Source organism: Cobetia sp. BMC6 (assembly GCF_029991385.1).
Classification (GTDB): Bacteria; Pseudomonadota; Gammaproteobacteria; order Pseudomonadales; family Halomonadaceae; genus Cobetia.
The window spans coordinates 242,026-266,347 of record NZ_JAKUMF010000004.1; the positions used below are offsets into that span (position 1 = coordinate 242,026).

At 61.5% G+C, this 24,322-nt stretch carries 23 protein-coding genes; 22 read left to right on the plus strand and 1 reads right to left on the minus strand.

Going from position 1 to position 24,322, the window contains the following annotated elements; translation table 11 throughout:
* Window positions 1-60 precede the first annotated feature (60 nt).
* The 21 genes from erpA (at window position 61) to rluF (ending at window position 22,495) form a co-directional block, all read left to right on the plus strand.
* The gene (erpA, locus tag MKZ40_RS10590) at window positions 61-414 is read left to right on the plus strand and encodes an iron-sulfur cluster insertion protein ErpA (protein WP_175088908.1); all 354 of its coding nucleotides are present in this window, start codon (window positions 61-63) and stop codon (window positions 412-414) included.
* 289 nt (window positions 415-703) lie between these two features.
* Complete coding sequence (locus MKZ40_RS10595; RefSeq protein ID WP_254627036.1) at window positions 704-1,411, plus strand: transporter substrate-binding domain-containing protein; 708 nt, start codon at window positions 704-706, stop codon at window positions 1,409-1,411.
* A 162-nt stretch (window positions 1,412-1,573) separates the two neighbouring features.
* Window positions 1,574-2,245, plus strand: a complete 672-nt coding sequence (locus MKZ40_RS10600; RefSeq protein ID WP_043331697.1) for an amino acid ABC transporter permease — start codon at window positions 1,574-1,576, stop codon at window positions 2,243-2,245.
* A gap of 109 nt (window positions 2,246-2,354) precedes the next feature.
* Window positions 2,355-3,101: an amino acid ABC transporter ATP-binding protein gene (locus MKZ40_RS10605; protein ID WP_054556363.1), complete on the plus strand. Its 747-nt coding sequence runs from the start codon at window positions 2,355-2,357 to the stop codon at window positions 3,099-3,101.
* Window positions 3,102-4,474: 1,373 nt separating this feature from the next.
* Window positions 4,475-6,397, plus strand: coding sequence for a tRNA uridine-5-carboxymethylaminomethyl(34) synthesis enzyme MnmG (mnmG, locus tag MKZ40_RS10610; protein WP_175088906.1), 1,923 nt, complete (start codon window positions 4,475-4,477; stop codon window positions 6,395-6,397).
* Window positions 6,394-7,044 (plus strand): 16S rRNA (guanine(527)-N(7))-methyltransferase RsmG, encoded by a 651-nt coding sequence (rsmG, locus tag MKZ40_RS10615; protein WP_175088905.1) that lies wholly within the window; start codon window positions 6,394-6,396, stop codon window positions 7,042-7,044. Before mnmG ends, rsmG begins: the two co-directional genes overlap by 4 nt.
* A gap of 149 nt (window positions 7,045-7,193) precedes the next feature.
* Window positions 7,194-7,961 carry a ParA family protein gene (locus MKZ40_RS10620; RefSeq protein ID WP_175088904.1) on the plus strand — a complete coding sequence of 256 codons (768 nt, stop codon included), beginning with the start codon at window positions 7,194-7,196 and terminating at the stop codon, window positions 7,959-7,961.
* Between the two features lie 18 nt (window positions 7,962-7,979).
* Window positions 7,980-8,927 carry a ParB/RepB/Spo0J family partition protein gene (locus tag MKZ40_RS10625; RefSeq protein WP_175088903.1) on the plus strand — a complete coding sequence of 316 codons (948 nt, stop codon included), beginning with the start codon at window positions 7,980-7,982 and terminating at the stop codon, window positions 8,925-8,927.
* 405 nt (window positions 8,928-9,332) lie between these two features.
* Window positions 9,333-9,737 carry an ATP synthase subunit I gene (locus MKZ40_RS10630; protein WP_043331819.1) on the plus strand — a complete coding sequence of 135 codons (405 nt, stop codon included), beginning with the start codon at window positions 9,333-9,335 and terminating at the stop codon, window positions 9,735-9,737.
* A 9-nt stretch (window positions 9,738-9,746) separates the two neighbouring features.
* Complete coding sequence (gene atpB, locus MKZ40_RS10635) at window positions 9,747-10,610, plus strand: F0F1 ATP synthase subunit A (RefSeq protein ID WP_043331706.1); 864 nt, start codon at window positions 9,747-9,749, stop codon at window positions 10,608-10,610.
* Window positions 10,611-10,712: 102 nt separating this feature from the next.
* Window positions 10,713-10,961, plus strand: coding sequence for a F0F1 ATP synthase subunit C (gene atpE, locus MKZ40_RS10640; RefSeq protein WP_011508579.1), 249 nt, complete (start codon window positions 10,713-10,715; stop codon window positions 10,959-10,961).
* A gap of 64 nt (window positions 10,962-11,025) precedes the next feature.
* A complete protein-coding gene (locus MKZ40_RS10645) occupies window positions 11,026-11,496 on the plus strand; it encodes a F0F1 ATP synthase subunit B (RefSeq protein WP_175088902.1) in 471 nt (156 codons plus the stop codon).
* 13 nt (window positions 11,497-11,509) lie between these two features.
* The gene (locus MKZ40_RS10650) at window positions 11,510-12,052 is read left to right on the plus strand and encodes a F0F1 ATP synthase subunit delta (protein ID WP_043331710.1); all 543 of its coding nucleotides are present in this window, start codon (window positions 11,510-11,512) and stop codon (window positions 12,050-12,052) included.
* 16 nt (window positions 12,053-12,068) lie between these two features.
* Window positions 12,069-13,613 (plus strand): F0F1 ATP synthase subunit alpha, encoded by a 1,545-nt coding sequence (gene atpA / locus MKZ40_RS10655; protein ID WP_175088901.1) that lies wholly within the window; start codon window positions 12,069-12,071, stop codon window positions 13,611-13,613.
* A 67-nt stretch (window positions 13,614-13,680) separates the two neighbouring features.
* Entirely contained in the window at window positions 13,681-14,547 is an 867-nt protein-coding gene (gene atpG / locus MKZ40_RS10660) for a F0F1 ATP synthase subunit gamma (RefSeq protein WP_043331714.1), read from the plus strand.
* A gap of 56 nt (window positions 14,548-14,603) precedes the next feature.
* The gene (atpD, locus tag MKZ40_RS10665) at window positions 14,604-15,977 is read left to right on the plus strand and encodes a F0F1 ATP synthase subunit beta (RefSeq protein WP_175088900.1); all 1,374 of its coding nucleotides are present in this window, start codon (window positions 14,604-14,606) and stop codon (window positions 15,975-15,977) included.
* 29 nt (window positions 15,978-16,006) lie between these two features.
* Complete coding sequence (locus MKZ40_RS10670; RefSeq protein ID WP_054556360.1) at window positions 16,007-16,429, plus strand: F0F1 ATP synthase subunit epsilon; 423 nt, start codon at window positions 16,007-16,009, stop codon at window positions 16,427-16,429.
* Window positions 16,430-16,756: 327 nt separating this feature from the next.
* Window positions 16,757-18,127: a bifunctional UDP-N-acetylglucosamine diphosphorylase/glucosamine-1-phosphate N-acetyltransferase GlmU gene (gene glmU, locus MKZ40_RS10675; RefSeq protein ID WP_175088899.1), complete on the plus strand. Its 1,371-nt coding sequence runs from the start codon at window positions 16,757-16,759 to the stop codon at window positions 18,125-18,127.
* Window positions 18,128-18,349: 222 nt separating this feature from the next.
* Window positions 18,350-19,129, plus strand: coding sequence for a DeoR family transcriptional regulator (locus MKZ40_RS10680; RefSeq protein WP_175088898.1), 780 nt, complete (start codon window positions 18,350-18,352; stop codon window positions 19,127-19,129).
* A gap of 11 nt (window positions 19,130-19,140) precedes the next feature.
* On the plus strand, window positions 19,141-20,988 hold the full coding sequence (gene glmS, locus MKZ40_RS10685; RefSeq protein WP_175088897.1) for a glutamine--fructose-6-phosphate transaminase (isomerizing): 1,848 nt from the start codon (window positions 19,141-19,143) through the stop codon (window positions 20,986-20,988).
* Between the two features lie 169 nt (window positions 20,989-21,157).
* Window positions 21,158-22,495 (plus strand): 23S rRNA pseudouridine(2604) synthase RluF, encoded by a 1,338-nt coding sequence (rluF, locus tag MKZ40_RS10690; RefSeq protein ID WP_175088896.1) that lies wholly within the window; start codon window positions 21,158-21,160, stop codon window positions 22,493-22,495.
* Here the strand turns inward: rluF and MKZ40_RS10695 are convergent.
* Window positions 22,492-23,178: a YitT family protein gene (locus MKZ40_RS10695; RefSeq protein ID WP_175088895.1), complete on the minus strand. Its 687-nt coding sequence runs from the start codon at window positions 23,176-23,178 to the stop codon at window positions 22,492-22,494. The two genes, rluF and MKZ40_RS10695, sit on opposite strands and share 4 nt — an antisense overlap.
* A 230-nt stretch (window positions 23,179-23,408) precedes the next feature.
* Between MKZ40_RS10695 and MKZ40_RS10700 the strand changes: the two genes are divergently transcribed.
* The gene (locus tag MKZ40_RS10700) at window positions 23,409-24,311 is read left to right on the plus strand and encodes a DUF72 domain-containing protein (RefSeq protein WP_175088894.1); all 903 of its coding nucleotides are present in this window, start codon (window positions 23,409-23,411) and stop codon (window positions 24,309-24,311) included.
* The last annotated feature ends 11 nt before the right edge of the window (window positions 24,312-24,322 follow it).

Below are 24,322 nucleotides of genomic sequence, written 5' to 3' on the forward strand. Positions count from 1 at the left end.
CTATACCGTGCCGGGCGCTGTCTTCAGCGTCCGGCCTCCGACTCCTTCCAGGAGGCCCGCATGAGCGAAGCACAAAGCTTCATCCCCACGCCGTTGTACCTGTCCGAGCGCGCCAGTGCCCGGATTGCAGCGCTGCGCGCGGAAGAAGCCAACCCGGAGCTGCGTCTCAGGGTCTACGTCACTGGCGGCGGCTGTTCCGGCTTCCAGTACGGTTTCGATATCGCCACCGATCTGGCCGATGACGACACCGTGGTCGAGCTGGGCGAAGCCGCCATCGTGATCGACCCGCTGTCCTACCAGTATCTGGTCGGCTCGACGATCGACTATGAGGAAGGTCTGGCAGGCGCCCGCTTCATTATCCAGAACCCCAATGCCACCAGCACCTGTGGCTGCGGATCTTCCTTCATGGTCTGATCATTGAGGATCTGACCGTGAGGATCTGACACGCCCCGCACACGACATTGGCGCCTTGCTGGCGCCTGATCGCCCCCTACCGGTTCCTGGTAGGGGGCGATTTTTTTGTCATCTCAGTGGCTTGCGAGCTTCCCTTCGCGGTATGGCAGCGGCGGCAGACTTGACGGGGCCCGGTGCGCTCGTCAATCTAAAAACGCTATACATCCTAAAATCTAAATATAAAGAGAAATGTAAAATGCGCAGATCCCACCTGCTGGCCTCCCTCTCTGGCCTTGCGGCCGCCACCTTCATGGCCAGCGCTGCCCATGCCGTCACCCTCAAGGCGGCGACCGACCCGAGCTTCGTGCCCTTCGAGATGCTCGATCAGGAAAGTGGCGAGATGGTCGGCTTCGATATCGACATCCTCAATGCCATCGGCGAGCGCGCCGGCTTCGATATCGACCTCAAGACCATGGACTTCAATGGCATCATCCCGGCCGTGCAGACTGGTAGCGTCGATGTCGCCATCGCCGGCATCACCATCACCGAAGCACGCGAGAAGATCGTCGACTTCACCGATCCCTACTATGACTCCGGCCTGCAGATTCTGACCTCGACCAACAACGGCGACATCGAGGATATCGAGGGCCTGGAAGGCAAGAAGGTCGGTACCAAGATCGGATCCACCAGTTACGACTATCTCACCGCCAACCTCGGTGACTCCACCATCACGCCTTATCCGGGCAGCGCCGACATGTACATGGCCCTGATGTCCGGCAGCGTCGATGCCGTCTTCTACGATGCCCCCAACGTCGGCTACTTCGCCAAGACCAAGGGCAATGGACGCGTCAAGACGGTGGGGCCGCTCTATGAAGGCCAGCAATACGGTATCGCCTTCACCGAAGGCAGCGAGTGGACCGAGGCCGCCAACAAGGCGCTGGCCGAGATGAAGTCCGATGGCAGCTATGCCGAGATTTACCAGAAGTGGTTCGGCGCCATGCCCGGCGACAGCCAGTAAGCCGCTTTCGACTCGCCTCGGACGCCCCACATCGCGTAGTGCAGAACGTAGTACAGATCATCATCACGACATTTCGGCAGCGACAGCCTGCCGGAATGTCGGTCGTCTCGAACCTCCGGCGCGCCCAGCGGTGCATGAGAGGTTCGTGCCAAGGAGCCCCCCGTGGACGTTCAGTTCCAGTTTGATTGGCAGGCCGCACTCAATTCGGTGCCCTACCTGCTCGAGGGCATTCCCTGGACCCTCGCCATATCCTTCGGTGGCCTCGCCATCGGCTTCGTGCTCGGCATCCTGTTCGGACTGCTGAGCCTGTCTCCCAGCCGGATCCTGCGCTGGGTCGCCACCGCCTATATCGAGATCTTCCGTGGCACCCCGGTACTCGTCCAGGTGCTCTTCATCTTCTATGGCCTGCCACAGATCATCGGTGGCCCCATCGATGCCCTGACCGCCGGCATCGCCGCGATCGCCTTGAACTCGGCGGCCTATATCTCGGAAATCGTGCGCGGTGGCGTGCAGTCCATCGCCCGGGGCCAGCGGGAAGCCGGCCTGTCACTCGGCCTTTCCACCCCGCAGACCTTCCGCTATGTCATCTGGCCCCAGGCGCTGCGCCGCATGATCCCTGCGCTTGGCAACCAGGGCATCGTCTCGATCAAGGACACCTCGCTGTTCTCGGTGATCGGCGTCGGTGAGCTGGTGCGTCAGGGGCAGATCTACATCGCCACGACCTTCAATGCGCTGGAAACCTACTTCATGGTTGCGCTGCTGTATCTGGTGATCACCCTCAGCCTGTCATTTGGCTTGCGGATGCTCGAGCGCCGCGGGTTGGTGGGCCAATGATGTCTCTCTGCCCCCCAAACGTGACGGATATCGCCGCGCCACCTCTCCTTCTGCCTGATCTCATTTCTCTGACGACCATCCGGCATGCAGCGCCGGTTCGGAGCGCCCCATGACTGCCATCGTGAAGATGCACAAGCTCAACAAGCATTTCGGCAGCCTGCATGTCCTCAAGGACATCGAGCTCGAGGTCGCCCAGGGGGAGGTGGTGGTGATCATCGGGGCCAGTGGCTCCGGCAAGTCGACACTGATTCGCTGCGTGAACGGCCTGGAGGAGTTTCAGGACGGCAACATCGAGGTGGATGGGCACTCGCTGATCCCCCACGGCAAGAGCCACAGGGCGCTCAAGGCGATACGCACCGAAGTCGGCATGGTCTTCCAGCAGTTCAATCTCTTTCCGCACATGAGCGTGCGTGACAACGTCAGCCTGGCCCCCATCAAGGTCCGCGGCACCTCGCGTCCGGCGGCCGAGCAGCAAGCCGATACGCTGCTCGAGCGGGTCAATATCCTCGAGCAGGCCGACAAGTACCCGGGGCAACTCTCCGGTGGCCAGCAGCAACGCGTGGCCATTGCCCGCTCACTGGCGATGGAACCGCGCCTGATGCTGTTCGATGAGCCCACCTCGGCACTGGACCCGGAAATGATCGGTGAGGTGCTCGATGTCATGCGCAAGCTGGCCCGCGAAGGCATGACGATGATGATCGTCACCCATGAAATGAGTTTTGCCCGTGAAGTGGCAGACCGGGTGGTGTTCATCCATCAGGGCAGCATCGTCGAGGAAGGCACGCCAGAGCAGGTCTTCGATACGCCGCAACATCCACGCACCCAGAGCTTCCTGGCCCGCGTACTGTCTCACTGAGCGTCTTCCGGAAAGCTAGCTGAGCCACTGTCCGGACACGCGTTGAGCATGTGATGTCCCACCCGCTGCACGCATGGCAGCGGGCATGCCCCGACCGTCAGGTAGGGGCATTTTTTTGTCCTCAGAGAGGCTTGCGAGCCCTGCGGATCGCCAAACGATGAAAAATCTTCTCCCTCCACGCCTACTGTCGGCATTTCGAGAAGAAAAAAACGAATTTTTTGGCCCCGGCCACCCCCTTGCCAGGTCACGCAAACACGCCTCGACGCTCGAACGAATGTCGCTTTCCCCGCCTGGCAGCCCTCACTCAAGCGTCGCTTTAGCGTGTGAAAAGCAGGGATAAATCAGGGGCCTAGTCGGAAAACCACACGAGGATAACGTGCACCGTGAGCCGCCGGGACAGCGTTCAGGCAATCTCAGCGGCCGATACGGGCAAGACAAGCGAAAAAGTATCCACAGGCTGGGACGCATCGCGTCATTGGCACCATTGGCGAGGGCTGTAGGCATTCACGCACCACTTATCCCATGACTGTCTACAGCTTTGGCCAGCGCAGGAAATCGACATTTGCCTCTGTGGACATTTTCCGGCATTATCCGCGGCCTTCTTGCCGTCAGGCCATGCAGCACTAGGGGTTGTGGGTAACAACGCAACTTGTGCACAGCAGGGCAGAAAAGTCGGGTACCAGCTCGGTATGAATCAGGGGATAATCGGGGCTGTGGACAAGGGCGCATTTCATCCACAGGAAGCGACCGGTGACGTCCTCAGGTACTCCGCATTTTCTCCCCAACTATATCAACATCGTAAGCTTTTGATTTGTAACGGATAAAGTCGATTTCCCACTGATTTTGTCCACAACAGTAGTTACAACATCAACAGAACCCCTTTTTCTTTTCTTTATATAATCTTGTTATCCGGAAACCCGAAGGACGGACCGAGACCTCACGATCGACCTGACGTGAACTCACCGAACCCGAAGTGTTCGGGATAACGAACGGCTGTCGGTCAGCACATCCCTCGGCGGAAAATCGACGTGTCGTATCCGCAAGACTCGTGAATCGTCACGGTGTGGATTGATGCCTGAGTAGAAACAACCCGGGCATTCATTCATGACCTGCCAGGGCACGGCGCTGTGGAAAACTCCTGACGCTTACCCACAGGCGGTTTATACTGTGCGGCCCGGACGTCATCCTGCTGGCTTGCAAGCTCCCTCACCGGTCGAGCACATGCCTTCGGCGACGGACATCATTCGCCATGCCGTCTGGCAGACCTTGATTCATCCAGGCATCGATTCATCGCCCTGCCTGGCCGATTTGCCTGCTTCGCCAACCAGCGAACAGCGCTTCACCCAAGTTTCGTGATACCCCGAGGTGCCAACGTGGATTACCCGAACCGCTTTGACGTGATCGTCATCGGCGGCGGTCATGCCGGTACGGAAGCCGCACTGGCTGCTGCCCGCATGGGCCGTCAGACCCTGCTGCTGACCCATAACATCGAGACGCTGGGCCAGATGTCCTGCAATCCCGCCATCGGTGGGATCGGCAAGAGCCATCTGGTCAAGGAGATCGATGCGCTGGGCGGCGCCATGGGCCTGGCCACCGACATGGCGGGTATCCAGTTCCGTACCCTGAATGCCCGCAAGGGGCCGGCAGTGCGTGCCACTCGCGCCCAGGCTGACCGGGCGCTGTACAAGGCCGCGATCCGCAACGTGCTGGAAAACCAGCCGAACCTGACGCTGTTCCAGCAGGGTGCGGAAGACCTGATCGTCGACGGCGAGACCGTGCGGGGTGTCGTCACCCAGACCGGGATCCGCTTCCACGCCACCACGGTGGTGCTGGCGACCGGGACCTTCCTCGGCGGCGTGATTCACATCGGTCTGGACAACCATGCCGGTGGTCGCGCCGGTGATCCGCCCGCCAATGGGCTGGCGTCACGTCTGCGTGAACTGCCGTTCCGGGTAGATCGCCTCAAGACCGGCACCCCGCCGCGCATCGATGCCAAGAGCGTCGACTTCAGCAAGATGGAAGCCCAGCCGGGTGACACGCCGCGACCGGTGATGTCCTACATGGGCAGCCGTGAGATGCAGCCGGAGCAGGTCAACTGCTACATCACGCACACCAACGAGCGCACTCACGAGATCATCTTCGCCAATCTCGACCGCTCGCCGATGTACTCCGGCGTCATCGATGGCATCGGGCCGCGTTACTGTCCGTCCATCGAGGACAAGGTGCATCGCTTCGCCGACAAGAACAGCCACCAGGTCTTCATCGAGCCGGAAGGCCTGAATACCCATGAGCTGTATCCCAACGGCATCTCCACCTCGCTGCCCTTCGATACGCAGCTCGAGGTGGTGCGCTCGATCCGTGGCATGGAGAACGCGCACATCACGCGTCCCGGCTACGCCATCGAGTACGATTTCTTCAATCCCCAGGACCTGCATCACTCCCTGGAGACCCGTTTCATCAAGAACCTCTACTTCGCCGGTCAGATCAATGGCACCACCGGCTATGAAGAAGCCGGTGCCCAGGGGCTGCTGGCGGGCGTCAATGCCGCCTTGCGCGCCACTGACGACGAGTCCTGGCATCCGCTGCGTGACGAGGCCTACACCGGTGTGATGGTCGATGACCTGATCACCCTCGGCACGCGCGAGCCGTACCGCATGTTCACCTCGCGCGCCGAATATCGCCTGTTGCTGCGTGAGGACAATGCCGATCTGCGCCTGACCGCCAAGGGGCGCGAGCTGGGCCTGATCGATGACGCCCGTTGGGAAGCCTTCGATCGCAAGCGTGAAGCCATCGCCCGCGAGACCGCACGTCTCGAGAGCACCTGGCTGACGCCGAAGAGTCCGGAGCTGGCCCCGTTGAGTGACAAGCTCAGCTCGCCGCTCAAGCGCGAAGCCAGCCTGATGGAGCTGCTCAAGCGTCCGGAGCTCGAGTATCCGGATGTGGCAGACCTGAAAGGGGAAGGGGTCGACGACTGGCGCATCGCCGAACAGGTACAGATCACTGCCAAGTACGCAGGCTATATCCAGCGTCAGCAGGAGGAGATCGACCGCCTGCGCCGTCACGAGCACACCGAACTGCCGACCAGCCTCGACTATGATTCCGTCGATGGTCTCTCCAACGAGATCAAGCAGAAGCTCAACGAAGCGCGCCCGGCGACGCTGGCCCAGGCCGGCCGTATTTCCGGTGTCACGCCGGCAGCCGTCTCCATCCTGTTGATTCACTTGAAGAAGCGTCAGCTGATCAAGGCGGAGACACCCGCAGATGCCGCAACAACTGACACGGGAGTCGCGCAATGAGCCAGACGCTCAACGAGACCCAGCGTGAACGTTGCGCTCAGCTGCTCAGCCGCGGTGCCAGCGCCATGGGCGTAGAGTTGAGCGAGGAACAACATGCTCAGCTGATGACACTGCTGGTGCTGTTGCACAAGTGGAATCGCGCCTATAACCTCACCGCGGTACGTGAGCCGGAGGCGATGGTGACTCGCCATCTGCTCGATAGCCTCAGTGTGCTGCCTTATATCAGCGGGCCACGCCTTCTGGATGTCGGCGCCGGCCCGGGCCTGCCCAGCATCGTGATCGCGATCATGCGTCCCGACATCGCCGTCGTGCCGCTGGATTCGAATGGCAAGAAGGTGCGCTTCCAGATTCAGGCCGGCCATGAACTGGGCCTCAAGAATCTGAGCCCGACCCAGGTCCGTATCGAAGCCTATGATGGCGCGCCGTTCGAACAGATCATCTCGCGTGCCTTCGCCGATACCGATGCCTTCGTCAATCTGTCAGCGGCCGTGCTCGCCGAGGGCGGCGAATGGTTGGCCATGAAAGGGCGCATCCCCAGTGATGAGATTGCCCGCCTGCCGATGGGTGTCTCGCTGGTCGAGACATTGGTGCTGGAAGTGCCAGGCGAGGAAGGGGAGCGCCACCTTCTGCGCCTCAAGCGCGACTGATAAAGCGCCTCAAGGTGTGCGCAGGGATTGTGCCGGGCGCAAAAGGCAGGCAGCCTGATGTTTTCACGAGGGCAGATCATTGATCTGTCCTCGTGAGCATGTGGCTGGTGCCAATGGCCCCGCTTCTCAAGGAACCAAGGAAGTCACTCGTGACCAAGATCATCGCGCTGACCAACCAGAAGGGTGGCGTCGGCAAGACCACCACTGCCGTCAATCTGGCGGCGTCGCTGGCGGCACTCGATCGCCGCGTTCTGCTGATCGATCTCGACCCGCAGGGCCATGCCACCATGGGCAGCGGCATCGACAAGCACGACCTCGAAGGTAGCGTGTTGGATGTGCTGCTGGGCGAGCTGCGTGCCAGTGACGTGATTCTCGATTGTCCCGATGCCGGCTACGCCCTGTTGCCCGGCAATGGCGACCTTACCGCCGCCGAGGTCGATCTTCTCGGTGTCGAGGGGCGTGAGCGCCGCCTCACGGAAGCTCTGGCGCCGATCGCCGCGGAATATGACGTGGTACTGATCGACTGCCCGCCCTCGCTCAACATGTTGACCGTCAATGCCCTGACCGCCGCCCATGGCGTGCTGATCCCGCTGCAGTGCGAGTTCTACGCGCTGGAAGGTCTGTCAGCGCTGCTCGATACCATCGAGCAGATTCAAGGCAACGTGAATCCGGCCCTCGACGTGTTCGGGATCGTGCGTACCATGTACGACGCTCGCAACAGTCTGACCCGCGATGTCAGCAAGCAACTTTCCGATTACTTTGGCGATACCCTGATCAAGGCGACCATTCCGCGCAACGTGCGGGTGGCGGAAGCGCCGAGCCACGGCCTGCCGGTGACCAAGTATGCGCGTCTGTCGCGTGGCAGCCAGGCCTATCGGGTGCTCGCCAAGGAATTGATTCGTCGTCTCTCGCTGTAACTTCACCGAGGAAGGTCCATGACGCGTAAGCGTGCCCTGGGAAGGGGCCTGGATGCCCTGATTGGCGCCGGAAGCCGCCGCCGCCATGTCGAAGCCGATATAGAAACTGTCGATGGCGACGCCATCGATGCGTCACCGGATGCCGCGCTGGCCGCGAATCCGGCCGCTGCCACGGCGGAATTGCCTAGCGAGCGCCTCGAGCGCCTGCCGCTCGGGCAGTTGCAGCGTGGCAAGTATCAGCCACGGCGTGACATTCAGCCGGAAGCGCTCGAGGAGCTGGCGGATTCCATCCGGGCTCAGGGCGTGATGCAGCCCATCGTGGTGCGTCCGGTGGGGGAGGGGCGCTACGAGATCATCGCCGGCGAGCGCCGCTGGCGTGCCTCGCAGCTGGCGGAGCTGGATACCATTCCTGCCGTCATCCGCGAAGGCATCAGCGATGAGATCGCGCTTGCGCTGGCATTGATCGAGAACATCCAGCGCGAGAACCTCAATCCGGTCGAGGAAGCCCTGGCGCTCAAGCGTCTGCTTGAGGAATTCGAGCTGACCCAGCAGCAGGTGGGCGACGCCGTCGGGCGTTCACGCGCCCAGGTCACCAACCTGCTGCGGCTGCTGACGCTGGAACAGGAAGTGCAGACCCTGCTGGAGCGCGGTGAGCTCGACATGGGGCACGCGCGTGCCCTGATCGGCCTGACCCCGGCACGCCAGCGCAAGCTGGCCCATGAAGTGGTCGAGCGCGAGCTGACCGTGCGCCAGACCGAAGCACTGGTGAAAAGCGTGCAAAAGGGTGAACAGTCCAAGCCGGCGCCGGCACGACCGGACGCCGACATCCAGCGTCTGGAAACGCGCCTCTCGGAGCAGCTGGGCGCCGCCGTCAACATCCGTCATGGCAAGAGCGGCAAGGGCAAGGTCACCATCTCCTACACCAGTCTGGATGAGCTGGACGGCATTCTCGGCCATATCCACTAATGGGTGAGCAGGGGAGGGCTGACCGTGCGTCACACCTTCCCTGGCGGCAATTTTCTGCGTGACGGATCACGATCTTCTTTCGCGCCCCTGTGACTCATTGTCGCAGGGGCGCGAAATGCATCTGACATTCAAGATATTGAAGGATGTTGCTGACGTCAGGTTGTGATTCATGCAACCCTGTGTCGCTCGCACCGCAAGCGACTGTCAACGTAAGCAAACTGTCATCGGTTTCCCGCAAGATAGTGAGGCTTTGGTCGTAAGCTTGCGAAAGATCAAGGAATTTAGCTTGTCGTTTGGTTGATGGCGGTGAAGCGCTCCCCTATAATCCGGCGAGTTTGCTCCCGGGCTGTGTCCAGCGCAGCGCCAGAAATGGCGAAGGCCATCATTGCGAGACACAGGTCCAAGATGCACAAGACGACACCCGCTGCTCTACAACGCCCTCAGGTAGCTCGATTGCTCTGGGGCCAGGCGCTGGTCATCGTGATTGCCGTCTTGCTGGCGGGAGTGATGAAAGGCAGTGGTGCGGCGCTTTCCGCGCTGTGTGGTGGGCTGGTCTGCCTGCTGCCCAATCTGTTTTTCGCCTGGCGTTCACTGCGTGTGACCGGTGCACGCTACGCCCAGGCAATGGTCAAGGCCTTCTATCAGGCCGAGGCCGGTAAGTTCGGTTTGACGGCCGTATTGTTTGCGTTCTTCTTCATTGCAGTGCCGCCCTCAAACCCCGCTTTATTTTTTTGCGCTTACGTGGCGGCAATGGCGGTTCACTGGCTGGGCCCCTGGCTGGTGAAGCGAACACCGTACACACGAACCTGAGGCAGAGTCATGGCAGGCACCAACCCGAGTCCCTCCGAATATATTCAGCACCACCTGCAGAATCTGACGTACGGCAACCACCCGGAACACGGATGGTCACTGGCGCACAGCGCTCAGGAAGCGGCCGACATGGGATTCTGGGCCATCCACCTGGACACCATGGGCTGGTCCATCGGTCTGGGCCTGATCTTCCTGTGCCTGTTCCGCAAGGTCGCCAAGTCCGCCACCACTGGCGTTCCCAGCGGTCTGCAGAACTTCGTCGAATTGATGGTCGAGTTCGTCGATCAGTCCGTGCGTGAGACCTTCCACGGCCGTTCACGCCTGATCGCACCGCTGTCACTGACGATCTTCTGCTGGATCTTCCTGATGAACCTGATGGACTTGATCCCCGTCGACTGGCTGCCTGGCGTTGCTGCCAAGGTCGGTGAGATGTTCGGCGCCGATCCGGCTCACGTGTTCTTCAAGGTGGTGCCGTCCACTGACATCAATGCCACGCTGGGCATGTCACTGTCCGTGTTCGCGTTGATCATCTTCTATTCCATTCGCGTCAAGGGCCTCAAGGGCTTCCTGGCCGAACTGACGCTGCACCCGTTCAACACTCCGAACAAGCTGGCACAGATCGCGCTGATTCCGGTCAACTTCCTGCTTGAGTTCGTGACGCTGATCGCCAAGCCGATCTCTCTGGCGCTGCGTCTGTTCGGTAACATGTATGCAGGCGAGCTGATCTTCATCCTGATCTCGCTGGTCGGTATCTGGCAGCTGCCCCTGCACTTCCCGTGGGCGGTCTTCCATATCCTGGTCATTACCCTGCAGGCATTCATCTTCATGATGCTGACCATCGTCTACCTGAGCATGGCCAGCGAAGACCACTGATGCATTTCGCCCCACGCCATCCGTGGCGTGGGGCAAGATTTCCGAGCTCTGCTCACACCCTCAACCCCTTGACTTAAACTTGACTAAAACTGGAGTTCCACAATGGAAGCACAAGTTCTTGGCATGACCGCTATCGCCGTCTCCCTGCTGATCGGCCTGGGCGCCCTGGGCACCGCCATCGGTTTCGGTATCCTGGGTGGCAAGTTCCTGGAAGGCGCAGCGCGTCAGCCGGAAATGATCCCGCAGCTGCAGGTCAAGATGTTCATCGTCGCTGGTCTGCTGGATGCCGTGACCATGATCGGTGTTGGTATCGCGCTGTTCTTCACCTTCGCCAACCCGTTTGTCGGTTAAACATCGGCTGGCCTCCGGCCTACCGTGTTTTTGACCCAACAATCGTGAAGCGAGAGGTGCTGGCGTGAATCTGAACTTAACCCTGATTGGTCAGGCCATCGCCTTTGCGGTCTTCGTTTATTTCTGCATGAAGTATGTCTGGCCGCCGGTCACACAGGCTCTGGCAGAACGTCAGAAGAAGATTGCAGATGGTCTGGATGCTGCCAGCCGTGCTACCCGTGACCTCGAACTGGCGCAGGAAAAAGCCACCGAGACTCTGCGGGAAAGCAAGGATGAAGCAGCACGCATCATTGAGCAGACCCATAAGCGCTCCAACCAGATGATCGAGGAAGCACGTGAAACTGCACGTGCGGAAGGCGAGCGTCTCGTTGCGCAGGCCCGTGCCGAAATCTCCCAGGAGATCAACCAGGCCAAGGACGAGCTCCGTGGTCAGGTCGCTGCTCTTGCAGTGATCGGCGCCGAGCGCATCCTGGAATCCTCCATCGACGAAGCCAAGCACCGCGAGCTGATTGACAAGCTCGCTGCCGAGCTCTGAGGAGACTGATTCCATGGCTGAAACGTCTACCTCCACCGCGGCTCGCCCGTACGCCAAGGCGGCGTTCGAGTTTGCACGCGGCCAGCAGGCGCTAGAGGCCTGGTCCGGCATGTTGTCGACAGCGGCGCTCGTCGCTGTCGACGCAAACGTCAAGGCGGTGCTCGACAACCCCAAGCTCTCCACCGAGCACAAGGTTGGCACCTTCCTGGACGTGTGCGGTGAGGCGCTGGATGACAGCGCCCGCAACTTCATCCGGACTCTCGGTGAGCAGGACCGCCTTGCGGCCCTGCCCTCCGTGGCCGAATTGTTCGAGGCCCAGAAGGCCGAGCAGGAACAGCGTGTCGAGGTGACCCTGGTGTCTGCCTTTGCACTGGAGAGTGAGCAGGAAGAAAAGCTCGCCACTGCCCTGCGCAAGCGTCTGAACCGCGACATCTCCATTACCACTCAGGTGGATAGTACGCTGCTCGGCGGCGTCATCATCCGTGCCGGAGATACCGTCATTGACGGCTCCGTGCGCGGCAAGCTGGCCCGGCTTTCCGAAGCACTGAACTCCTGAGTCCGAGGGACATGGCATGCAGCAACTGAATCCTTCCGAGATCAGCGACATCATCAAGCAGCGTATCGAAAAGCTTGACGTCGCATCCGAAGCCCGTAATCAGGGCACCATCGTCAGCGTCTCCGACGGCATCGTGCAGATCCACGGCCTCGCAGACGTCATGTTCGGTGAGATGATTGAATTCCCGGGTGGCGTCTTTGGTATGGCGCTCAACCTTGAGCGCGACAGCGTCGGTGCTGTCGTTCTGGGTGACTACCTCCAGCTCGAAGAGGGCATGACCGCGCAGTGCACCGGTCGTATCCTCGAAGTGCCGGTAGGCCCGGAAATGGTCGGCCGTGTGGTCGACGCGCTGGGTAATCCGATTGACGGCAAAGGCCCGATCGACGCCAAGCTGACTGATGCGGTTGAGAAGGTCGCTCCGGGCGTCATCGCCCGTGAGCCGGTCGACCAGCCGGTGCAGACAGGTCTGAAGTCCATCGATGCCATGGTGCCGATCGGCCGTGGTCAGCGCGAGCTGATCATCGGTGACCGTCAGATTGGTAAGTCCGCCATCGCGATTGATGCCATCATCAATCAGAAGGGCAAGGGCATTACCTGTGTCTACGTCGCCGTCGGCCAGAAGCAGTCCACCATTGCCAACGTCGTGCGCAAGCTCGAAGAGCACGGCGCGATGGAACACACCATCATCGTCGCGGCTGGCGCTTCCGACCCGGCTGCCATGCTGTTCCTGGCACCGTACGCCGGTTGCACCATGGGTGAATACTTCCGCGACCGCGGTGAAGACGCGATGATCGTCTATGACGATCTGACCAAGCAGGCATGGGCGTACCGTCAGATCTCCCTGCTGCTCAAGCGTCCGCCGGGCCGTGAAGCCTACCCGGGCGACGTCTTCTATCTCCACTCCCGTCTGCTTGAGCGTTCCGCACGCGTCAACGCCGAATATGTCGAGCAGTTCACCAACGGTGAAGTGAAAGGCAAGACCGGCTCCCTGACTGCGCTGCCGATCATCGAGACCCAGGGTGGCGACGTGTCTGCGTTCGTTCCGACCAACGTGATCTCCATCACCGACGGTCAGATCTTCCTCGAGACCAGCCTGTTCAACTCCGGTATCCGTCCGTCCATCAACGCGGGTCTGTCTGTTTCCCGTGTCGGTGGTGCTGCTCAGACCAAGATCATCAAGAAGTTGGGTGGTGGTGTGCGTCTGGCACTGGCTCAGTACCGTGAGCTGGCAGCTTTCTCCCAGTTCGCCTCTGATCTGGACGAAGCGACCCGCAAGCAGCTCGAGCATGGTCAGCGTGTCACCGAGCTGATGAAGCAGAAGCAGTACTCTCCGATGTCCGTGGCCGACATGGCGATCTCGCTGTTCGCGGCCAACGAAGGCTACCTGGATGACGTCGAAGTCGCCAAGGTGCTGGGCTTCGAGAAGGCGCTGCTGGACTTCATGCGCTCCGAGCACGCGGATCTTCTGGACAAGATCAATCAGTCCGGCGGCTACGATGACGAGATCAAGAATGGTCTCAAGGCTGGCGTCGAGAAGTTCAAGGCGACTCAAAGCTGGTAAGTGGCATGGCCCGGCTAGGCCGGGCCCTGTCGTTTCCCTTCGGGTGGCATGAATAAGGCAGATCGCTATGGCAGCTGCAAAAGAGATTCGCTCCCAGATCGGGAGCATCAAAAATACGCAAAAGATCACCAGCGCCATGGAAATGGTGGCTGCGTCCAAGATGCGTAAAGCGCAGGATCGCATGGCGGCCAGCCAGCCTTATGCTCATCAGATCCGCAAAGTTGTAGGACACATCGCCCGGGCCAACCCGGAATATCGCCATCCCTATCTGATGGAACGCGATGTGAAGCGTGTCGGTTATATTGTGGTCTCCAGTGATCGCGGCCTGTGTGGTGGCCTGAACGCCAATCTGTTCAAGGCTGTCACCAAGCATGCGAAGAGCTGGCGCGATCAGGGTGTCGAGGTGGACTTCTGTGCCCTCGGCTCCAAGGCCGGTACCTTCTTCCGCAACTACGGTGGCAACCTGCTTGCCGCCAAGTCCGGTCTCGGGGATTCCCCGGGTACCCAGGATCTGATCGGTAGCGTCAAGGCCATGCTGGACGCATTCGACGAGGGCAGCCTCGACCGTCTGTACGTGGTGTTCAACGAGTTCGTCAACACCATGACGCAGAAGCCGGTCGTGCGTCAGCTGCTTCCTCTCGAAGCTGATCTGAATGACGAAGAAACCGGTCCCACTACATGGGACTACCTGTATGAGCCGGATGCCGTCTCGTTGCTCGACAAGCTGCTCAAGCGCTATGTCGAGGCCCAGGTCTACCAGGCCGTGGTCGAGAACATCGCCTGCGAACAGGCAGCGCGAATGATCGCAATGAAGAGTGCGACCGATAACGCCGGCGACCTGATCGACGACCTTCAGCTGGTCTACAACAAGGCCCGCCAGGCAGCGATCACTCAGGAAATCTCCGAGATCGTATCCGGTGCCGCCGCCGTCTGATGACAGCGTGGCAACAGGCAAGCAGGTTTCAATCGCAGGTTTAAGAGGAACCAGGAATGAGCGGACGTATCGTACAAATCATCGGCGCGGTGATTGACGTCGAGTTTCCGCGGGACGCAGTGCCCAAGGTCTACGACGCCCTGAACGTCGCCGATAGCGAGACCGTACTCGAAGTCCAGCAGCAGCTGGGCGACGGCGTGGTCCGTACTATCGCAATGGGTTCGACCGAAGGCCTCAAGCGCAGTCTCGCAGTTGAGAGCACCGGTGCTCCGATCTCCGTGCCGGTCGGCACGGCGACTCTGGGTCGCATCATGAACGTGCTGGGTCAGCCGATCGACGAAGCTGGCGACGTGGGTGCTGAAGAGCACATGCCGATTCACCGTGCAGCCCCGAGCTTCGCGGAACAGGCAGCGTCCAGCGAGCTTCTGGAAACCGGCATCAAGGTCATCGACCTGGTCTGCCCGTTCGCCAAGGGCGGCAAGGTCGGTCTGTTCGGCGGCGCCGGTGTCGGCAAGACCGTCAACATGATGGAGCTGATCCGCAACATCGCCACCGAGCACAGCGGTTATTCCGTGTTCGCGGGCGTGGGTGAGCGTACTCGTGAAGGTAACGATTTCTTCCACGAAATGAAGGAATCCAACGTTCTCGACAAGGTTGCCCTGGTCTATGGCCAGATGAACGAGCCGCCGGGCAACCGTCTGCGCGTGGCACTGACCGGCCTGACCATCGCCGAGAAGTTCCGTGACGAAGGTCGTGACGTTCTGCTGTTCGTCGACAACATCTATCGTTACACCCTGGCGGGGACCGAAGTGTCCGCACTGCTGGGTCGTATGCCGTCCGCGGTTGGTTATCAGCCGACTCTGGCGGAAGAGATGGGCGTCCTGCAGGAGCGCATCACTTCTACCAAGACTGGCTCGATCACTTCCGTGCAGGCCGTCTACGTCCCCGCGGATGACTTGACCGATCCGTCGCCGGCGACCACCTTCTCGCACCTTGACGCGACTGTCGTACTGTCCCGTCAGATTGCCGAGCTGGGTATCTATCCGGCCGTTGACCCGCTCGACTCCACCTCTCGTCAGCTCGACCCGCTGGTCGTTGGCGAAGAGCACTACAACACTGCCCGTAACGTTCAGGGTGTGTTGCAGCGCTACAAGGAGCTGAAAGACATCATCGCCATCCTCGGGATGGACGAGCTGTCTGACGAAGACAAGCAGACCGTGGCACGTGCGCGCAAGATCCAGCGCTTCCTGTCACAGCCGTTCTTCGTTGCGGAAATCTTCACCGGCGCGCCGGGCAAGTACGTGTCCCTCAAGGACACCATCCGCGGCTTCCAAGGTATTCTGGACGGCGAATATGACGCACTGCCGGAGCAGGCGTTCTACATGGTCGGCACCATCGACGAAGCTGTCGAGAAAGCCAAGGGCATGTAATTTCCCTGTTCAGGCATGAGGAAACAGGTATGGCTATGAGCGTCCATTGCGACATCGTCAGCGCTGAGAAAGGCATCTTTTCCGGCCTGGTCGAGCGTCTCGTGGCTGCCGGCAGCGAAGGTGATCTCGGCATCATGCCGGGCCACGCTCCGCTGCTGACCGAGCTGCAACCCGGCCCGATTCGCGTTCAGCGTCAGGGTGGGGCCGAGGAAATCTACTACGTCAGTGGCGGATTTCTCGAAGTGCAGCCGAACCTCGTTTCAGTCCTCGCCGACACCGCAGTACGTGCCGACGATCTGGATGAGGCGGCAGCCCAGGAAGCCAAGGAAGTGGCCTTGAAGGCCATGAACGACCAGGCTTCCGAACTGGAATACTCACGCGCCACGGCCGAACTGGCCGAGGCGATGGCCAAGCTGCGCACCGTGCAGCAGATGCGTCGTCACACGCGCTGAGATGCACTGGGCCATGACGGCCAGTGACAGGAAAGAGGCGACCTTCGGGTCGCCTTTTTTTGTGCTTGGCACAATGGGACGGCCGGTCTGACCGGCGAGGCAGCCTGGCGTGATCCAAGGCTGAGCATACTCATTCGCCAGCGCCTTGAGTGCTGAGCCTATAGGCTCAAGCCTCTTGCGGGAGTACTGCTACTTTCTCGGGTCTGTTCTCGGCGACAGCCCCGTGGGTAAACCTCGTCACTGGCAGGTCACGGATCAGCTGCTATCATGGCGCCACTATTTTCAGGGCTTCAGGTATGAAGACCCGCTTTCTACAGGAGTTCACCGATGAGCAGCGCAGAGCGTACCGACGTCGTCATTCTTGCCGCAGGCCAGGGCACCCGCATGCGTTCCAGATTGCCGAAGGTGCTGCACCCGCTGGCAGGCAAGGCGATGGTGCGTCATGTGGCTGACACTGCTGCAGGTCTGAACGGTGCGCATCTGAATGTCGTCATCGGTCATGGTGGTGAGCGCGTCCAGCAGCAGCTGGCCGATACCGGTGCCAGTTTCGCGGTACAGGCAGAGCAGAAGGGCACAGGGCATGCCGTGGCCCAGTCACTGGACGCCATCGGTGATGGCAAGGTACTGATCCTGTATGGCGATGTGCCGCTGATTCGTCGCGAGACCCTCGAGGCGCTGCTGGCCGAAGTCAGTGAGCAGACCCTGGGGCTGCTGACGGTGATTCTGGAAGACCCGACAGGCTATGGCCGTATCGTGCGTGACGCCGAAGGCCGCGTCAGCGCCATCGTCGAGCACAAGGATGCCACGCCGGAGCAGCTGGCCATCCAGGAAGGCAACACCGGTATCCTCGCCACCACCGGTGCTCAGCTCAAGCGCTGGCTGCCGGCGCTGTCCGCCGACAATGCCCAGGGTGAGTACTACCTGACCGACATCATCGCCATGGCAGCCAGCGAAGGCGTCAACATCGCCACCGCCCAGCCGGCGGCAGTCGAGGAAGTGCAGGGCGTCAACAACCGCCTGCAGCTGGCCGATCTCGAGCGTGCCTTCCAGCGTCGTGAGGCCAACCGCCTGATGACCGAAGGCGCCAGCCTGGCCGATCCGTCACGCATCGATGTGCGCGGCAAGCTGACCATCGGCACTGACATCAGCATCGATGTCGGCTGCATCTTCGAAGGCGACGTCACCCTGGCGGATGATGTGGTCATCGGCGCCCACTGCGTGATCCGCAACGCCACCATCGGTGCCGGTGCCAACATCGCGCCGCACAGCGTCATCGACGGCGCCGTGCTGGAAGGCGACAACAACGTCGGTCCGTTCGCGCGTCTGCGTCCGGGCACCGAGCTTGCGCGTGGCGCACGTATCGGCAACTTCGTCGAGACCAAGAATGCCCAGGTCGGTGTCGATGCCAAGATCAATCACCTGAGTTATGTCGGCGATGCCACCCTCGGCGAGGCCGTCAATGTCGGCGCCGGCACCATCACCTGCAACTATGATGGTGCCAACAAGTTCCGCACCGAAATCGGCGCCAATGCCTTCATCGGCTCCAACTCGGCGCTGGTGGCACCGCTCAAGATCGGTGCCGGTGCCACTGTGGGTGCCGGTTCTACCTTGAGCCGCGATGTCGCCGAGGGCGCGCTGAGCGTGGCGCGCGGCAAGCGTATCGACAAGCCGGAATGGCCGCGTCCGACCAAGAAGTGATCGGCTACAGTGATCGGCAGTAGTGGTAGTGATGCTTGCCCCTGAGGGGAGATGAGCATCACCGGCGGGGAGGCACCGACAGGTGTCTCCCCGTTTTTTCGTCACGGCCGATTGTGCTGGTTGACCGGCCGGGAGCGAATCGTCTCATCCTCTAGCGTCTTTCACTTGATGTTTCGATTAATCTCTCTTATCTTTCGGTTCGAAACTTTATGGGAGTTCCCGATGTCAAAGCGACTGACACCACAACGGCGTCACCAGATCCTTGATCAGCTGGCGCGTGACGGTGAGGTCAGTGTCGAGGCACTGGCGCGGGAGCTTGCCACCTCGGAGGTCACCATCCGCAAGGACCTGGCCTTCCTCGAGAAGAGTGGCCTGCTGCTCAGGCGCTATGGCGGCGCCGTGGCCATGCCGCGTGAGCTGCTGGTACATGACGAGCCGGTCAGCGCCGCCAAGCAGGCCATCGCCCGCCTCGCCGCGAGCCGTATCCGCGCGCACCAGCGCATCATCATCGACAGTGGCACCACCACGGTGGTGTTGATTCCCGAGCTCAAGGGTCGGGATGACCTGATCGTGATGACCAACTCGCTGAGCGTGGCCAATGCCATCCGCGAGCTGGAAAACGAGCCGGTGCTGCTGATGACCGGCGGCACCTGGGACCCGCACTCGGATTCCTTCCAGGGTCAGGTGGCGGAGCAGGTACTGCGCAGCTATGACTTCGATCAGGTGTTTCTCGGCGCGGATGGTCTCGACCTCGAGCGTGGCACCACCACCTTCAACGAGCTGATCGGCCTGTCGCGCGTGATGGCCGAGGTGTCGCGAGAAGTGGTGGTGATGGCGGAATCCCACAAGCTGGGCCGTCGCATTCCCAACCTGGAGCTGGCCTGGACCAGCGTCAGTACCCTGATAACCGATGACGCGCTGCCTGATGCCGCGCGTGACCAGATTCGCGCTCATGGCGTCGAGGTGTTGATCGCCCCGCTCATCGAGCCAGCAACTGCATAAGGAGATCGCTCATGTGTGGCATCGTCGGCGCCGTCGCCAGTCGTAACGTCCAGAACATCCTGCTCGAGGGCCTGCACCGCCTCGAATACCGTGGCTACGACAGCGCAGGCATGGCCGTCCTCTCCGAAGAGGGGCGCCTGAACCGCGTGCGTGCGCTGGGCAAGGTCGCAGCGCTGCAGGAGCGTCTCGAGGAAGCGCCGCTCAAGGGGCGTGTCGGCATCGCGCACACCCGCTGGGCCACCCATGGTGCACCGAGTGAGGCCAACGCCCACCCGCACCAGTCCGGTGACAGTCTGGCCGTGGTCCACAACGGCATCATCGAGAACTACGAGACCCTCAAGCGCGAGCTGGAAGGTCAGGGTTATGTCTTTACCTCCGAGACGGACACCGAGGTCGTCGCGCACCTGCTGGCGCGTGAATACACCCTGAGTCAGGACCTTCTGACCGCGGTGCAGAAGGCGGTGGCGCTGCTCGATGGCGCCTTCGCGCTGGGCGTGGTGCATCGTGCCCAGCCGGACGTTCTGATCGGCGCGCGTCAGGGAAGCCCGCTGGTGATCGGTGTCGGGATCGACGAGCACTTCCTGGCCTCCGATCAGTTGGCGCTGCTGCAGGTCACTGATCGCTTCATCTACCTGAAGGAAGGCGATCTGGTGCGCATGACCGCCGAGCAGATCGAGATCTTCGAGCAGGGCGAGCGCCTGGTCACCGAGGCCAACGAGCGTCCGGTGCAGACCTTCGAGCACGCGCAGGATGCCGCTTCCAAGGGCGATTACCGTCACTTCATGCTCAAGGAAATCCACGAGCAGTCGCGTGTGCTGGCCGCCACGCTGGAAGGCCGCCTGAACGGTGACCACGTGCTGGTGCGCAGCTTCGGCAGCGAGGCGGAAAACCTCTTCCGTCAGGTCAAGCAGGTGCAGATCGTCGCCTGTGGGACCAGCTACCACGCCGGCATGGTCGCGCATTACTGGATCGAGCGTCTGGCCGGCATTCCGGCGGCGGTCGAGGTCGCGTCCGAGTTCCGCTACCGTCCGGTGGTGGTCGCCGATGGCACCCTGTTCGTCACACTGTCCCAGTCCGGCGAGACCGCCGATACGCTGTCCGCGCTGCGCTATGCCCAGTCGCTGGGTGGCTTCCTCGGTAGCCTGGCGATCTGCAACGTCCCGGGCAGCTCGCTGGTGCGGGAATCAGACCTCAGCCTGATGACCATGGCCGGCCCGGAAATCGGCGTCGCCTCCACCAAGGCCTTTACCACCCAGCTGATCGGTCTGATGCTGCTGACACTGTCGCTGCGTCGTGTGCGTGGCGGTGATGAGGCGGGGGAAGCCGAGGTGGTGCGTGAGCTGCGTCAGCTGCCGTCGCTGGTCACCAAGGCACTGGCCATGGACAGCGAGATCGAACGTCTCTCCGAGGCCTTCGCCGACAAGCACAATGCGCTGTTCCTCGGGCGTGGCACCCAGTTCCCCATCGCACTGGAAGGCGCGCTCAAGCTCAAGGAAATCTCCTACATCCACGCTGAGGCTTATCCGGCGGGTGAGCTGAAACACGGCCCGCTGGCACTGGTCGATGCCGACATGCCGGTAGTGGCGGTGGCGCCGAACGACGAGCTGCTCGAGAAGCTCAAGTCGAATCTGCAGGAAGTGCGTGCGCGTGGCGGCGAGCTTTACGTGTTCGCTGACGAGAACATCAGCCTTGAAGAGAGCGAAGGCGTGCGTGTGCTGCGCATGCCGCATGTCAGTGAAGTGCTGGCGCCGATTCTCTACACCCTGCCGCTGCAGCTGCTGTCCTATCACGTCGCCGTGCTCAAGGGCACTGATGTCGATCAGCCGCGCAACCTGGCCAAGAGTGTCACGGTCGAGTGATCCGCGCTGCAGGACGGCTGCGCCCTATCTGGCGCAGCACTGGATGAGCCCAGTCTCATTGTGCCAACGGCAGCCTTCGGGCTGCCGTTTTTGGTATCCTGTGCGCCTGCCTTCTTATCCCCTTCCGTCCGCTGCGCGTTCATCGCCCGGCGCACGCACGTGACCTGCCATGACTGATCGCGACGCATCGCTTACCCGCCTCAACAAGTTCATCAGCGAAACGGGCTTCTGCTCGCGGCGCGAGGCGGACCGCTACATCGCCGAAGGACGCGTGACCATCAATGGGGACGTGCCCGAAATGGGTACCAAGGTCGCGCCGGGCGATGAAGTGCTGGTCAACGGCAAGCCATTGAAAGCCAAGCAGGAAGCGGTCTACCTGGCCTTCAACAAGCCGGTGGGCATCACCTGTACCACCGAGCGCCATGTCGATGGCAACATCATCGATTACATCGGTCATCCCAAGCGGATCTTCCCGATCGGCCGCCTCGACAAGCCCTCCGATGGCCTGATCTTCCTGACCAGTGACGGCGATATCGTCAACAAGATCCTGCGTGCCGGCAATGCCCACGAGAAGGAATATGTGGTGCGGGTCGACAAGCCGATCAACGCCGACTTCCTCAAGCGCATGGCCGCTGGCGTGCCGATTCTGGACACCATCACCCAGCCGTGTCGCATCGAGCAGATCTCGACCTATGTGTTCCGCATCATCCTGACCCAGGGCCTCAACCGTCAGATCCGTCGCATGTGTGAGGCGCTGGGCTATGAGGTCTTCAAGCTCAAGCGGGTGCGCATCATGAATGTCAGCCTGGACGGGCTGGGAGTCGGCGAATGGCGATATCTCACCCAGCGCGAGATGGCGGATATCCAGCAGATGATCGAGGGCTCCAGTGGAACCGAAGAAGCCTCGCGCCTGGCCGCGGCACCGCCGCCTTCCCAGCATGCGACGGCCGCGCGCCATCAGCGCGCCGCCCAGGGTACGGACGCTGGCCGGCGTAGCGGGACTCGACGTCATGAAGGCGGCAATAGCGCTGTCGGTCAGCGTGACACACGTCGGCGCAGTCCGGGTCAGCGCAGCCCTGATAAGCGCGACACAGGTCAGCGCGGTGCTGATCAACGCCATCCGGGCCAGCGTTCAGGAGCCAAGCAGGAGAGTACAGGGCGTCGTGAGCGTTCTGATGAGCGCACCCCGGGGCGTGGCAATCAGGAAGGCAGAAGTGACGGTAAAAGTGCCCGCAGGAATACCACCAAGAGTTCGGGAGGCGCCGGCAAGCTCGCCGGCGGCCTCAAGCCGCGCACGCGTGGCAACGCCAGCGATGGTCGCAATGAGCGTGGCGCGGCCAACAGCAAGGGGGCTGTTAACAAGAGCTCTGCCAACAAAGGCTCTGCCAACAAGGGCGGTAGCAGCAAGAGTTACGGCAACACGAGCTCGGGGAAAAACAGCCCGGCTGGCAAGGGCGCCTCGTACAAGGGCGGCGGCTCTTCCAGCGGGGGACGCGGTCGCCGCTAGTGAGCCGTCTGTACCTGCTTGTCATGTGCCGGTGAAGCAGGCTGTGCGGTCTGGGGCGTGCGGCGATGGTAGCGGCCCAGCACGAAGGACAGTGTCGCGAATGCCAGTGCTGAACAGATGACCTGTGGCCAGGGGTAGACCAGCGCGGCGATCGCGATCAGCAGCAGGTCGAAGGCGAAGGTGGTGCGACCGGCATGGATGCCGAAGCGTCGCTCCAGATGCAGCGCCAGAATGTTCAGGCCGCCCAGTGAGGCGTTCTCGCGAAACAGCAGCGTGATGCCCAGGCCGATCAACAGGCCTGCGGCTATCGCCGCGACCGGCAGGCTGACAGCGCCCAGCGGCAAGCTGACCGCCAGCACATCGGACAGCACGGAGAGCAGGGTGACGCAGCCCAGCGTGCGCAGGGTGAAATTCAGCCCCAGCTGTTTCCAGGCCAGGCCGTAGAAGGGCAGGTTGATCAGGAAGAACAGGCTGCCGAAGCTCAGTGCTGTCAGGTCGGCACCCAGCAACGACATGCCGGCAGTGCCACTGACCAGCAGGCCACCGGCCTGCAGCAGGCGTACGCCAAGCGCCACCAGCAGGCAGCCCTCGATGAGCGTGATCAGGCTGCGCAGGGTGATGGCATTTGCCGCGCGTGAGCGGCTGCCGCTGGCGCGCAGTATGAGTCGTTGGAAAGCAGTCATGACAGGCTCCGGGGTATGGGCAGTCAACAAGAGTGTCTTCCGGCGCGGCTTGTGGCTGGCAGGAAGCGGAGTCAGGGCGGTGGGTGGACCGCCTGCTGACGTGTCATGCAGGATGCGGACCATAGCACGCCGTGATGACAGTTTTTATTGTGCTTACGTCGCTCTGGCAGACGATATTCTTCGGCTTGTTGGCTCTTTGACCCTTATATTCCTCTAGTTCTGGCCTCTTCATGCACCATTTTCATGCAGCCTCCGAACCGCCGGATACCTCGCACTCGGCGGGACATCTTCATCTCGGGCTCGCGATGTGGGCCAATGACGACTGGCGCGGCAGCCTGTTGCCGGGCAGCGGCCCGCGGGAACATCTGGCGGATTACGCCAGGGTCTTCGATAGTGTCGAGGGCAATACCAGTTTCTATGCCCAGCCCACGGCTGCTGCCATCGCCAGCTGGGCACGTCAGGCACCGGCCAATTTTCGCTTCTGCTTCAAGTTGCCGGGCCGACTGACTCATGAATTGCGTCTGCAGGGCATCGAGCAGGAATTGGCGGCATTTCTAGATTGCCTGGTACCGATAAAGGACCGCCTCGGTCCGATCATGATTCAGCTACCACGTGACCTCGGGGCGGACGTCCTGCCACGCCTCGAGCAATTTCTGCAGTCGGTGAAGGGAACAGGGCTTGCCTGGGCGGTGGAGCCCCGCGACCCGATATTCTTCGCCAAGGGTGAGGTGGAACGACAGTTGAATCGCTTGTTGATAACTCACGCAGTCGATCGCGTGATGCTGGATGTGCGTCCACTCTTCAGTGGCCCTACCACCGCGCATCCGGGCCTTGCGGTGGCGCGCTCGGAAAAGCCTCACCGCCCATTGCATGTGTTCTCCAGCGGACAACATCCCGTGGTGCGTTTCATCGGGCATTACGATGAATCCACCAATCGGGCACTGTTTGCCCCCTGGGTAGAGCGTCTTTCCTTGTGGATAAGTCAGGGGAAAAGCCCGTTCCTCTTCGTGCATACACCGGACAACAAGGCAGCGCCCGCACTGGCACGCCTGTTGGCCAATCAGGTGCTGGCGAAACTGGGCCGCCCCTTGGTCGGGGCCTTTCCGGGCGAGGGGCAGGGCAGTCTGTTCTGACGCTCCATCAG

Excerpts from the sequence above, each read along its gene's own strand:
- erpA (WP_175088908.1), top strand. The coding sequence starts at position 61 with ATGAGCGAAGCACAAAGCTTCATCCCCACGCCGTTGTACCTGTCCGAG.
- MKZ40_RS10595 (WP_254627036.1), top strand. The coding sequence starts at position 704 with ATGGCCAGCGCTGCCCATGCCGTCACCCTCAAGGCGGCGACCGACCCG.
- MKZ40_RS10605 (WP_054556363.1), top strand. The coding sequence starts at position 2,355 with ATGACTGCCATCGTGAAGATGCACAAGCTCAACAAGCATTTCGGCAGC.
- rsmG (WP_175088905.1), top strand. The coding sequence starts at position 6,394 with ATGAGCCAGACGCTCAACGAGACCCAGCGTGAACGTTGCGCTCAGCTG.
- MKZ40_RS10625 (WP_175088903.1), top strand. The coding sequence starts at position 7,980 with ATGACGCGTAAGCGTGCCCTGGGAAGGGGCCTGGATGCCCTGATTGGC.
- MKZ40_RS10630 (WP_043331819.1), top strand. The coding sequence starts at position 9,333 with ATGCACAAGACGACACCCGCTGCTCTACAACGCCCTCAGGTAGCTCGA.
- atpB (WP_043331706.1), top strand. The coding sequence starts at position 9,747 with ATGGCAGGCACCAACCCGAGTCCCTCCGAATATATTCAGCACCACCTG.
- atpE (WP_011508579.1), top strand. The coding sequence starts at position 10,713 with ATGGAAGCACAAGTTCTTGGCATGACCGCTATCGCCGTCTCCCTGCTG.
- MKZ40_RS10650 (WP_043331710.1), top strand. The coding sequence starts at position 11,510 with ATGGCTGAAACGTCTACCTCCACCGCGGCTCGCCCGTACGCCAAGGCG.
- atpA (WP_175088901.1), top strand. The coding sequence starts at position 12,069 with ATGCAGCAACTGAATCCTTCCGAGATCAGCGACATCATCAAGCAGCGT.
- atpG (WP_043331714.1), top strand. The coding sequence starts at position 13,681 with ATGGCAGCTGCAAAAGAGATTCGCTCCCAGATCGGGAGCATCAAAAAT.
- atpD (WP_175088900.1), top strand. The coding sequence starts at position 14,604 with ATGAGCGGACGTATCGTACAAATCATCGGCGCGGTGATTGACGTCGAG.
- MKZ40_RS10670 (WP_054556360.1), top strand. The coding sequence starts at position 16,007 with ATGGCTATGAGCGTCCATTGCGACATCGTCAGCGCTGAGAAAGGCATC.
- glmU (WP_175088899.1), top strand. The coding sequence starts at position 16,757 with ATGAGCAGCGCAGAGCGTACCGACGTCGTCATTCTTGCCGCAGGCCAG.
- MKZ40_RS10680 (WP_175088898.1), top strand. The coding sequence starts at position 18,350 with ATGTCAAAGCGACTGACACCACAACGGCGTCACCAGATCCTTGATCAG.
- glmS (WP_175088897.1), top strand. The coding sequence starts at position 19,141 with ATGTGTGGCATCGTCGGCGCCGTCGCCAGTCGTAACGTCCAGAACATC.
- rluF (WP_175088896.1), top strand. The coding sequence starts at position 21,158 with ATGACTGATCGCGACGCATCGCTTACCCGCCTCAACAAGTTCATCAGC.
- MKZ40_RS10695 (WP_175088895.1), bottom strand. The coding sequence starts at position 23,178 with ATGACTGCTTTCCAACGACTCATACTGCGCGCCAGCGGCAGCCGCTCA.
- MKZ40_RS10700 (WP_175088894.1), top strand. The coding sequence starts at position 23,409 with ATGCACCATTTTCATGCAGCCTCCGAACCGCCGGATACCTCGCACTCG.